The 9,870-nt window shown below is 53.2% G+C and carries 10 protein-coding genes and 1 pseudogene; 6 read left to right on the top strand and 5 right to left on the bottom strand.

All coding sequences use genetic code 11. The features are described from left to right. Window positions 1-136 precede the first annotated feature (136 nt). Both H6F43_RS20720 and H6F43_RS20715 read left to right on the top strand, forming a co-directional pair. Entirely contained in the window at window positions 137-571 is a 435-nt protein-coding gene (locus H6F43_RS20720) for a VOC family protein (protein ID WP_190345027.1), read from the top strand. 96 nt (window positions 572-667) lie between these two features. Beyond that, window positions 668-1,336: an SDR family oxidoreductase gene (locus H6F43_RS20715; protein ID WP_190345025.1), complete on the top strand. Its 669-nt coding sequence runs from the start codon at window positions 668-670 to the stop codon at window positions 1,334-1,336. Here the strand turns inward: H6F43_RS20715 and H6F43_RS20710 are convergent. Both H6F43_RS20710 and H6F43_RS20705 read right to left on the bottom strand, forming a co-directional pair. Beyond that, window positions 1,333-2,145, bottom strand: coding sequence for a hypothetical protein (locus tag H6F43_RS20710; protein WP_190345023.1), 813 nt, complete (start codon window positions 2,143-2,145; stop codon window positions 1,333-1,335). The genes H6F43_RS20715 and H6F43_RS20710 overlap by 4 nt on opposite strands. 31 nt (window positions 2,146-2,176) lie before the next feature. Then, window positions 2,177-3,391 carry a M20 family metallopeptidase gene (locus H6F43_RS20705; RefSeq protein ID WP_190345020.1) on the bottom strand — a complete coding sequence of 405 codons (1,215 nt, stop codon included), beginning with the start codon at window positions 3,389-3,391 and terminating at the stop codon, window positions 2,177-2,179. A 177-nt stretch (window positions 3,392-3,568) separates the two neighbouring features. Between H6F43_RS20705 and H6F43_RS20700 the strand changes: the two genes are divergently transcribed. Further along, the gene (locus H6F43_RS20700; RefSeq protein ID WP_190345018.1) at window positions 3,569-4,165 is read left to right on the top strand and encodes a GNAT family N-acetyltransferase; all 597 of its coding nucleotides are present in this window, start codon (window positions 3,569-3,571) and stop codon (window positions 4,163-4,165) included. 4 nt (window positions 4,166-4,169) lie between these two features. Here H6F43_RS20700 and bioD read toward each other — a convergent pair whose 3' ends face one another. Continuing rightward, on the bottom strand, window positions 4,170-4,850 hold the full coding sequence (gene bioD / locus H6F43_RS20695; RefSeq protein WP_190345029.1) for a dethiobiotin synthase: 681 nt from the start codon (window positions 4,848-4,850) through the stop codon (window positions 4,170-4,172). 159 nt (window positions 4,851-5,009) lie between these two features. Here bioD and H6F43_RS20690 point away from each other — a divergent pair, with 159 nt between their 5' ends. After that, the gene (locus H6F43_RS20690) at window positions 5,010-5,816 is read left to right on the top strand and encodes a class I SAM-dependent methyltransferase (RefSeq protein WP_190345016.1); all 807 of its coding nucleotides are present in this window, start codon (window positions 5,010-5,012) and stop codon (window positions 5,814-5,816) included. A 56-nt stretch (window positions 5,817-5,872) separates the two neighbouring features. Here the strand turns inward: H6F43_RS20690 and H6F43_RS23280 are convergent, their stop codons facing one another. Beyond that, on the bottom strand, window positions 5,873-7,141 hold the full coding sequence (locus tag H6F43_RS23280; protein WP_190345014.1) for an ATP-grasp domain-containing protein: 1,269 nt from the start codon (window positions 7,139-7,141) through the stop codon (window positions 5,873-5,875). Between the two features lie 523 nt (window positions 7,142-7,664). Then, window positions 7,665-8,765: a hybrid sensor histidine kinase/response regulator gene (locus H6F43_RS20680; RefSeq protein WP_190345012.1), complete on the bottom strand. Its 1,101-nt coding sequence runs from the start codon at window positions 8,763-8,765 to the stop codon at window positions 7,665-7,667. Window positions 8,766-9,036: 271 nt separating this feature from the next. On the opposite strand from H6F43_RS20680, the gene H6F43_RS20675 reads away from it, so the two are divergent. Both H6F43_RS20675 and H6F43_RS20670 read left to right on the top strand, forming a co-directional pair. Continuing rightward, complete coding sequence (locus tag H6F43_RS20675) at window positions 9,037-9,495, top strand: ribonuclease III domain-containing protein (RefSeq protein WP_190345009.1); 459 nt, start codon at window positions 9,037-9,039, stop codon at window positions 9,493-9,495. Window positions 9,496-9,513: 18 nt separating this feature from the next. Further along, window positions 9,514-9,870: pseudogene (locus tag H6F43_RS20670) on the top strand (hypothetical protein); the annotation flags it as partial.

The following is a 9,870-nucleotide window of genomic DNA, read 5'->3' as shown; positions in this document are numbered from 1 at the left end:
AGCAATCAGGGCGATCGCGCCGAGGACGGAATTAAGCGCGATCGCAATTAGCCAGGGAGACAGCATCGGGAGATCCATGCGCTAAAAAAGAATCCACGACATACTAATTCTGACACCCTTCGTTCTTCCACAGCCTATGAACTCTGTTCTGTTTCATCTGGCGTTTCCGGTCAGCGATATTGAGCAAACCAAAGCGTTCTACGCAGACGGCTTGGGTTGCGACGTAGGGCGCGAGAGTCTCCAGTCTGTGATTTTGAGTCTGTACGGGCATCAGCTTGTGGCACATGTTACGGACGAACCCTTGACGCCGCAGAAGGGCATTTATCCCCGCCATTTCGGACTGATTTTTACCAACGAAGCCGATTGGGAACGCCTGCTAGAACGCGCCCAGCAGCGCGAACTGGCGTTCTACCAGCAGCCGAAGCATCGATTTCCGGGCTTGCCGCTGGAGCACCGCACGTTTTTTCTGCAAGACCCGTTCTATAACCTGATGGAGTTTAAGTTTTATCGCCAGCCGGAAGCGATTTTTGGCAGCCGCGAGTTCACGCAAATTGGCGATCGAGTTGGCTAATCCTCCCTTCCACACCACCGGATGACGCTGCACGATCGCCCACTCCATTACCCATCTGCTACAACATTAAGAAATGATTTAAGAGTCAAGCTCGTTATGACACAGCACATTTTTCTAGCCGGAGCCAGTCGAGGAGTAGGGCGGGAGCTTGCTAAACTTTTCAGTGCTGAAAAGATAGCCACAACCGCGATGCTGCGATCGGATGCGGCACACGACGAACTTACAGCGCTGAGTGCAACAGTCGTGATGGGCGACGCGCTGGATTTTGCCCAGGTAGAACAGGCAATCAGTAACGCTGGCACGATCGATGCTGTCATCAGCACGATCGGCGGCAAACCCACCGATGGCGAGCGCGCCGATTTCAAGGGCAACAAGCACCTGATCGATGCTGCCGTCAAAGCGGGTGTGCAGCGGTTTCTGCTGGTGTCGTCGATCGGCACCGGAGAAAGCGCCGCTGCCTTACCACCGCAGGCATTAGAAACGTTAGGCGCAGTGCTCGCAGAAAAAGAGCAGGCAGAAAACCACCTAACCGACAGCGGATTGATTTATACGATCGTGCGCCCGGGTGGGCTGAAGTCCGAGGTGCCCAAAGGGCAAGGAATCCTTGTCGAGAATCCCTTAATTGCGGGATCGATTTACCGTGCAGACGTTGCGCGCTTAGTCTACCGCTGTTTGCAGTCGGAGCGGGCACACAACAAAATTCTCTCAGCGGTCGATCGCACAATGGTCTACGGACAGCCAGAGATTGAAGAATTCGTGCCCTAACTGAGGCGGACTCGCAGCAAATAGCCAGAATTGGTGGTGACGATTAAATCGCTGCCGCTAACGGCAATGCCCGATGGAATTCCTAGCTTCTGGCTCAGCAAATTGACCACCAGAGTTGGCGTGCCGTCCTTCACCCGCACTACCAATCCAGTGTTCGTGGTCACAAACAGGTCCATCTCGCGGGCTGCAACGCCAAAGGGTATACCAAATCCCGCTTTTGCCAGATCCACGATCGGCGAAACCTTCCCATCCGGGCGCACCCGCAGCAGGTGTCCCGTCTGCTGCGCCACCACAAACTCGCCGTTTTGAACCACCACCCCGAACGGTTTACCGAACCCCGACACATCGGCAATTTCGGTGATCGCTCCCGTATCCTTCACCCGAATCAGCAAGCCTGAGGACTCGGTGACATCCGGAGACAGCGTAACGACGTATTCGGCACCGCTGACGGCGACGCCAAACGGCGCACCGAAACCACCGCTGACATCGGACAAGTCGGCGATCGTGCGGATGATGCCAGTCGGGCTGACCTGCACCAGAAAATGGCGCGGCAGATAGTCCGACGTAGTTAGGACAAGGCTGCCCTGCTGCTCCACCACGCTAAAGGGAATCCCCAAATCCGCCTTCTGCAAATCTGCCAGCGTCGATCGACCCCCCTGAGCCGTAATTTGCAGCAGCGTTCCGTCCAGGGTTGGCACAGCATATCCGCGCGGCGTCACTGCCACTCCTTGCAGCGTAAAGATGTTGAGTTTGCTGGCGATCGTGTCTACCTGCGCTCCCTGACTCGCCGCTCTAACTTCTGCATTCATAATTTCGGATGACGAATTTCACGATCGTGCCTTATTTGCCACAGAACGTTTCCACGCAGCGGACAAAAATCTCCACGCCCATTCCCAGCACCGACTCATCAAAATCAAAGCGAGGATGGTGATGCGGGAACGCCAATCCTCTCGAAAGATTTGCCGAACCCAGAAAGAAATAGCAGCCAGGCACTTCATTTAGAAAGAACGACATATCCTCACCGCCCATCGTTTGGCATTCCGGCACAATTCCGGCAGGTGTCTCCACGATCTTTTCTGCGACCGATCGCACAAGCTCTGCCATCTTAGGATTGTTGATGACCGGAGGATAATAGCGCTCGTAGCTGAGTTCGTACTCAGCACTGTGGCTCTGGCAGATGCCGCTAATGACTTGCTCAATCCGCTGCGGGAAGAAGCCGTCGAACTTGGGATTGAAGTAGCGCACGGTGCCGCTGAGGGTTGCCGTCGCTGCAATCACATTGCGGGCGGTGCCTGCGTGCAGTTTGCCGACCGTCACCACGGCTGACTCGATCGGGTCCACATTCCGCGCCACGATCGTTTGCAGCGCCGTCACCACCTGCGACGCCACCACAATGGAATCGATCGTCTGTTGCGGAATTGCGCCGTGTCCACCCTTGCCAATAATGGTGCAGTCAAACGTTTCCACTGCCGCCATTAGCGCTCCACTGCGAACGCCCACCGTCCCTAGCGGCAATTGGTTCCACAGGTGCAGCCCAATAATGCCATCTGCATCAGGATTCTTTAGCACGCCCGCCTCTACCATTGGCTTCGCGCCGCCTGGTCCTTCTTCGGCTGGCTGGAAGATAATCTTCACGGTGCCCGCAAACTCGTCGCGGTGGGTCGCAAGATAGTATGCAGTACCCAGGGCGATCGTCATGTGTCCGTCGTGTCCGCAAGCGTGCATGATGCCGTTGTGCTGCGACTTGTACGGCACGTCGTTTTCTTCCTGAACGGGCAGCGCATCCATATCGGCGCGGATCGCTAACACAGGACCGGGACGGCTGCCCGGAATCACGGCGACAATCCCAGTTTTGGCAATTCCTGTCTGGTGCTCGATGCCCCACTGAGTTAGGGTTTGAGCGATGAATTCCGCCGTCAGCGTTTCTCGAAAACCCAGCTCTGGCTTTTGGTGCAGGTGTCTACGCCATGCTACAAGCTCGGACTGCATTGCTTGAATCGCTGGACGAATCCGGGCAGAATTTACCGCAACCGGAGATAAAGGAGTAGTAACCATTGGTTTCAGTAAGCCTCTTCGTTAAGAATGTTGCATTGAGATTTTAAAAAGCTGCTGGGAATGCCGGAGTCAGACTCGTATTTTACCCGCGCAATTTAGACGAAACCTGGAGTTAGCCGTCTAAAATCTAGAATCAATTGCCTTTCCTGATTCTGACACCTGCCGTCGATCGTTTCCATGCTTGACTCTTTCTTGCCTACTGGCTGTCGTCTCCGTCCAGCAAGGACAACAGACAAAGCCGCACTCCATCACCTGCTGACTCAGCTTGAGCGTGAACTCACGACACCAAAGCGATCGTGGGTGCTCAGAGGAAGCGTGCTGACGGGAGTAGGGCTGCTGCTCGCGTGGGCGACGATCGTGCCGGGAGGTCGGACGGTGCTCCAGTCGTTTTTGCTGCCGTCGATGGGAATTGTGATTGCAGTGTCGATGCTGCTGCCACTGCTGCTGCAACGAGAGTGGGCGCACTATTGGGTGATCGAAGCGAACGGTGTCCTCGTCGCCTGCGCCAAGCTGCAACGGCACGGCAGCTACTCGGTTCTGTTTGATGTCTACGTGCTTCCCGAATGGCGACAGCAGGGCGTGGGGTCGCACTTAGTGCGGCATTTGGGACAGCAGGCAACGAAGCCGCTCTATTTGGCGTGCCTGCCTGCACGACTGCCGTTTTATACGCGGTTGGGCTTTTCGCCGATCGCCTCTAAAACCCTGTCCCCAGTGCTGCAATATGATTTGGGCTTGCTGACGCGATCGGGCATTATTCCACTGGTGCTGGTGTAGACGACTAGAACTGAATCGGAATCAGCCGCTCCAGTTCAAGATTCGAGGCAGCTTGAGCCAGTTTCTCTAAGTCAGTGGGATCTGCTAGATAAGGCAGCTTGCCCAAAACAGGAACTCCAGTGAGTGACTCAATCAGATCGGCGGGTGCCCACGCTGCAAGTTCCTCCTCGGTTCGAGGCTGCACACAGTTGAGGACGATGCCTTTGAGATGAATCCGCGATTGACGGGCGAGGGCGACGTTTGCGACCGCTTGCCCGATCGCTCCCAGCTTTACAGGCACAACGAGCACGGTCGGCAAGCGCCAGTCCCACGCGAGGTCCGCCACGATCGTCTCGCGGGTCAGCGGCGACCCCAGCCCACCCACTCCCTCTACCAGCACAAACTCTCGCTGCTGCCGCAGAGCCTCAAACGCTTGCCATGCCTGCTCCATCTTTACCCGCTTACCTTCTCGCTCTGCCGCTAACGGTGGAGCCAAGGGAGCCTCAAACTGGATCGTGTTTACCTCATCTGGGCTGAGCGAAAACAAGCGACTGTAGAGTTCTCGATCGCCCACTCCCGACTGAACGGGCTTCAGAATTCCCAAGGGGCGATCGGGGCAATACTTCCGCCAGTAGGACACCAGTGCCGTCATCAGCACAGTCTTTCCAGCATCCGTATCGGTTGCAGTAATCAATAGCGCGTTCAAGGGAGTTACTTGGTAGGAAGTGTTGAGCGATGGACTGTTCGTCATTATCTCTCAGTTCTTGCGGCTAGCGGTTCTTACGCGATGTTAATGCACGGTTAAGGCACTTCTGATGCGCTTTAGATAGTATTTAGCGAATGGGAGTTTTGCTTAGGTGCCCACATGAGTTCCAGTCAACCAAGTGCCGCGGATCTAGAAACAAGCCCGCTAAACTTCTTCTCTAGACGAGGCGAAGATTATGAAAACTATCGTCCGATTCATCCAACCTCCGCGATCAACGCCATTTTGTCAGGCTTGAACCCTGCGTCTCAGTTAGTTGCGGCTGACATTGGCGCAGGAACAGGAATTGGTTCACGGCTATTAGCCGATCGGGGGATTCTTGTATGGGCCATCGAACCCAATGCTGACATGAGAGCCGCCGCAACACCCCATGCAAAGGTGAACTTTTTAGCCGGAACGGCTGAGCAAATTCCGTTAGAAACGGCATCGGTTGATTTGGTCGTCTCGTTTCAAGCGTTCCATTGGTTCAATTTTACAAAGAGCCTTCAGGAGTTTCATCGTATTCTCAAACCTGGTGGACGGTTAGCTCTGATATGGAGCATTTGGGACGGAAACGATGCCGTAACTAAGCAGTACAGCCGAGCAATTTCTGAGGCATCTCAGAAGTCAGAACGTCAGGCTCGGAAGCAGGCAAAACTGCTTTTACAGACAGTACGCTATCAACTATTTTGGCGAGGGTTGTGGCTTCCTTATTTCAAGAATTTTCAGCGACAGTGGTTTGCCTTTGACCAGTATTTGGACTTACCTGGCTTAATCGGACTCGCTTGCAGTCAGGGACATGTGCCGCAGGAAGGGGCTGCTTTAGACAAACTGGTTGCAGAACTCTCAGACTTGCATCGTCGCTATCGAAATGAGGACGATTGCGTTCGGCTAGTTTACCGCACGCGGCTATACCAGGCAGTCTCGTAATTGCAGCGCCACAGCAGATCAAGCTGGATAAACGTAATTCAAATGTGGCATTCCAGTTAACTCACTAACTGCAATCCCTTGTCGTTCAGGCTCTGCTCAATTTGCTGCATTTCCTCGATTGTTTCTCCAGCCACGATGCCATAAATCTCGGTATAAATGTTGCCGTATTTGACTCGTTCTAGCGCGGACAGAATCAAAAAATCTTTGCGATCGAGCATTGGCTTCAGCGACACCAGAAGCGCGTCCAGCGTTCCGTCCATGCGGTAATCCGTTGAATATTTCGCCACTTCTTTTCCCAGTTCTAGAAGCGACTGGCGCTGCAAACAAAGCGGCGTGGACCCATTAACGCGGAAATTCGCGTCGATTACGTAAAGCTGCCCATCGAGGTCTTCCAACACGTCAAAGCCAATCACGCCGAAATAACCTTGCTGATGAGCATACTGCCCGATCGACACAATCATAGGCTCAAATTTGCTCAAGCTGTCGCGGTAGTGAATGACTCCTCCCAAATAGCTACCATCGGGACTGACTAATTGCTGAGTGACCCCGATCTGCGTAATGTCTCCAGCTTTGTTGACGTAGAACTGGGCGCAGTAATTTTGCTGGGTATCTTTGATGAACTCTGAGACCACGATCGTATCCAGCAGTTCAATCTCCAGATATTTCCTGATTTCCGCTAAACAGTAATTCAAGTCGCTAGAACTGCGAATAATATAGGTGCCTTCACCTGACAATCCATGTGACGTTTTAATCAAGTAGGGACCTTGCGCTGGCAGCGGAATATCTTCAAGACGGGTTTCCTTCAGCGAATAAGTTTCGTATTTAGGACAAGGCACTCCTAACTCTGTCAGCATCTGCTTACCTAGCAGACGGTAATGCATGACGGGATCAACTGCATGCTTAGCTGCGCTTAAGTGGTCAAACGGAAATAGCGTGATCACGTTGTCAATACGATCGCTCTGACTCAGATCCTCTAAATAAGTAGAACAGTCCAGCAGATTCAGGTTGTCGTAGCGGAAGCCAAACTGATCGCGCCAGTAGTCCACTAGCAGAGGCTGTGCCGGACGAATGACAACACCCGCCAATCCGTCTCCTAACACCGCTAAATTCTTCCAGGGTTCCTTTTGGCAAATTTTGTCAAACGACGTTTTTGTCGCTTCACTGCTGCCATCTTGAATAAAAAACTGCTTGGTGTTGGGGTAAGCGGCCCAAGTTGCTGTTGCTGGATAGTTCAGCAAAAACGCATAGCGGGCATCGCTGATATCCTGAGCAAATAGATCTGAAAACGATCTGCCTTGAAAATTCTGAATAGATTGAGCAATCACGGGAACATAGGGGATTTTAGAAGTAAGTTTACTATTAGTAAGCTAGCGAGCAACCTGACCCACAGACAGTTCTTTGTCTTTACGCATGACCACAACAGGCACGTCTAACTCGGTAAGCATTCAAAATAGCGACAACTTCTTAGTCGATCGACTTCAATCGAATCCTCTGTCTTTACTTAAGCCTTGTTTAACCAGCACGATCGGTCTAGTAACGTAGCTGCGATCGTTCTACCAAACTTCTATCACGAGGCTGAAGTCAAAGTGTAGTGTTCGATACTTTTCGACTTAGTAGAAGTAATCGATCTGTGTGAGTTCAATCCAGATTTTGTATCAATTGCGACAAGCCAACCCAGCACACGTTCATCTATTTGGCAGCAAGAACCTAGCAGAAAGAACAACTGGAATGCCGTCGATAACGTTTGAAGCTGACGTGTCGTAAATAGTCTAAACCTGCAAGTCTACAACCATCGCAAGCTGTGAAATACCGCACAACTGGTAAACAGTTGGTAAACGGATCGCAGGGTTATGGGGTGGGAAGTTGGACGCTGAAGCGACTGCCCTTGCCTACTTCGGTTTGCACATCGATCGTGCCCCGGTGCGCTTCTACAATGCGGCGCGAAAGTTGGAGTCCCAGTCCGCTACCACCGCGCTTGTGGTTGCCTTGCACAAAGCTCTCGAACAGCGTGGGCAGTTCTTCGGCAGCAATACCGGGTCCCGTATCCTCGATATCAAGCGTCATTTGGCTTGGAGCACTTGGTTGTAGCCGCACCCGCACCGAGCCCGCAGTCGTAAACTTAATGGCGTTGCCAATCAAATTGGTGATAACGCGGCGCAGTTCTAACCGATCGCCCAGTACCGCACCATCCTTAGCTTCAGAGTCGTCAAAGCTGAGTGCCAGTCCTTTCTCGATCGCCAGCGGGCGTAGCTCTTCCAAAACTTCCTGCACCAATTCCACTAGCTTGACTGGGGCAAAGGACAGCTTCTTGCGTCCAGCGTCGTAGCGATAAACCTCCAGCAGCATGTTTACCATCGTCAGCAGATTTTGATTGCTGCGAAGCATAATCGCCACAGCTTCTTCCATCGCGGGAGACAAGTCGCCCAAGCTGCCCTGGTGAAACAGCGTCAGCATGCGATCGGCAGCCACAAGCGGCGTCCGCAGATCGTGAGTCAGGCGAGACACAAAATCTTCGCGCTGGCGCGCAATCTGATCGCGCTCATCAACGCTGTGCTTCAGACGCAGCATTGATCGCACTCGCGCCACTAGCTCATTCACTTCGATCGGCTTGCGAATGAACTCATCCGCGCCTAAATCCAAGCCCTGTACCACGCTTGCCTGCTCATGCGCCGTTATCAGCAAAATCGGCATAAACGGTAGCGCTGCGTTCTGGCGGATTCGTCGAGTCACTTCGTAGCCATCCATTCCCGGCATCATCACATCCAGCAGCACCAGATCCGGCGGCGACTGCTCAATGTAATCCAAAGCCGCCATGCCGCTGTTAACCACTTCGATGTCGTATCCTTCTTCCTGCAGCAGCGTCTGAATCAAAAAGCAGTTGTCGGGTAAGTCATCAACGACTAATATACGATCGGTTTTGGTCGCTGGAAGAACAGTAGACTGATTCATGCTCTGCGGCGTAGAAGACAGCGAAGGATTCATTGCTTAAATGAGCGAGTCGTAGGTTGGAGATTAAAATAAGTCGCCTATCAAACGAGATAATTTACAGTTTTTTAAGGAAGTTAACGTCCTTCTGAAGAAAGAGTTTGAGTTAATTGTGCTCCAGAGTCTTGGAATTGAGCAGCGGCTTCTGGTGAAATCCAGCTAGAATGAGTCAGGTATTTTGTCCCAAGACTGGAGGTTGTATTTTCGCCAAACGGTGAGGTGAGACCCTACGGAAATGAATGCTCACTCCGACGATGCTCACCTTCATTCAGACGATCGCCTGGATGAATGGAGTCTTATCGCTCTACCCTTGCCACCCCTCGCCACTGGGCAACTACAACAACTCTCTCCAGCAGCACTAGCATACTTGGGCGATGCAGTTTATGAATTATTTATCCGGCAGTGCTACCTGGCTCCACCGAAACGACTGCAAACCTATCATGATCAAGTCGTCGCGCAGGTGCGGGCAGAGAGCCAGGCTCAGCATCTACAGTCGTTGCTGCCCCTGCTAACGTCAGCAGAATTAGACATTCTAAAGCGCGGACGCAATGCTGCTAGCGGACGTCCCCGTCGCATTGATCTCGAAACCTATCGGCAGGCGACCAGCCTAGAAACGTTAACGGGGTACCTTTACCTCACCGATCCCCAGCGGCTTTTCCAGTTGCTTGCTCAACTGGAGCTCCCCCCTCCTTGAATTTGCTTTTAACGCACTATGAATCCTAAAAAACGTCCGTCCGCTCCGAAGCCTCGTTCAGATAAGCCCCAACGCGGCAAGTTTTCTAAGCCTCGCTCGGACAGCCCGGAGCCCCAAGCCGACGATCGTGGCGATCGTCGCAGCCGCGATCGCTCTGAGACGCCCCAACCCCGCGATCGCAAAGACTGGAAGCAGCGCGATCGCCGCTCTGAGACGCCCAACCCACGGCAAGGCTTTGATCGCAAGTTCCGAGCACCGCGAGATGGCGACCAAACAGATGCCCCCCAGAGGAGCGATCGATCAAGCCGTCCGCGTCCAGCGGGCGATCGCAAGCCTTCGTTGCGACACGAGGGCGATCGTCCTGAGCCGCGCTCT

The sequence above is a fragment of the Leptolyngbya sp. FACHB-36 genome (assembly GCF_014695955.1).
GTDB lineage: Bacteria > Cyanobacteriota > Cyanobacteriia > Leptolyngbyales > Leptolyngbyaceae > FACHB-36.
Note: the sequence above shows the minus strand (reverse complement) of the source record. Positions and strands in the feature narration are given on the sequence as shown.

Coding starts and splice junctions, on each gene's coding strand:
- H6F43_RS20710 (WP_190345023.1), bottom strand. CDS start 2,145: ATGAATGCAGAAGTTAGAGCGGCGAGTCAGGGAGCGCAGGTAGACACG.
- H6F43_RS20705 (WP_190345020.1), bottom strand. CDS start 3,391: ATGGTTACTACTCCTTTATCTCCGGTTGCGGTAAATTCTGCCCGGATT.
- H6F43_RS20675 (WP_190345009.1), top strand. CDS start 9,037: ATGAATGCTCACTCCGACGATGCTCACCTTCATTCAGACGATCGCCTG.
- H6F43_RS20700 (WP_190345018.1), top strand. CDS start 3,569: ATGCTTGACTCTTTCTTGCCTACTGGCTGTCGTCTCCGTCCAGCAAGG.
- H6F43_RS20720 (WP_190345027.1), top strand. CDS start 137: ATGAACTCTGTTCTGTTTCATCTGGCGTTTCCGGTCAGCGATATTGAG.
- H6F43_RS20680 (WP_190345012.1), bottom strand. CDS start 8,765: ATGAATCAGTCTACTGTTCTTCCAGCGACCAAAACCGATCGTATATTA.
- H6F43_RS20690 (WP_190345016.1), top strand. CDS start 5,010: ATGAGTTCCAGTCAACCAAGTGCCGCGGATCTAGAAACAAGCCCGCTA.
- H6F43_RS20715 (WP_190345025.1), top strand. CDS start 668: ATGACACAGCACATTTTTCTAGCCGGAGCCAGTCGAGGAGTAGGGCGG.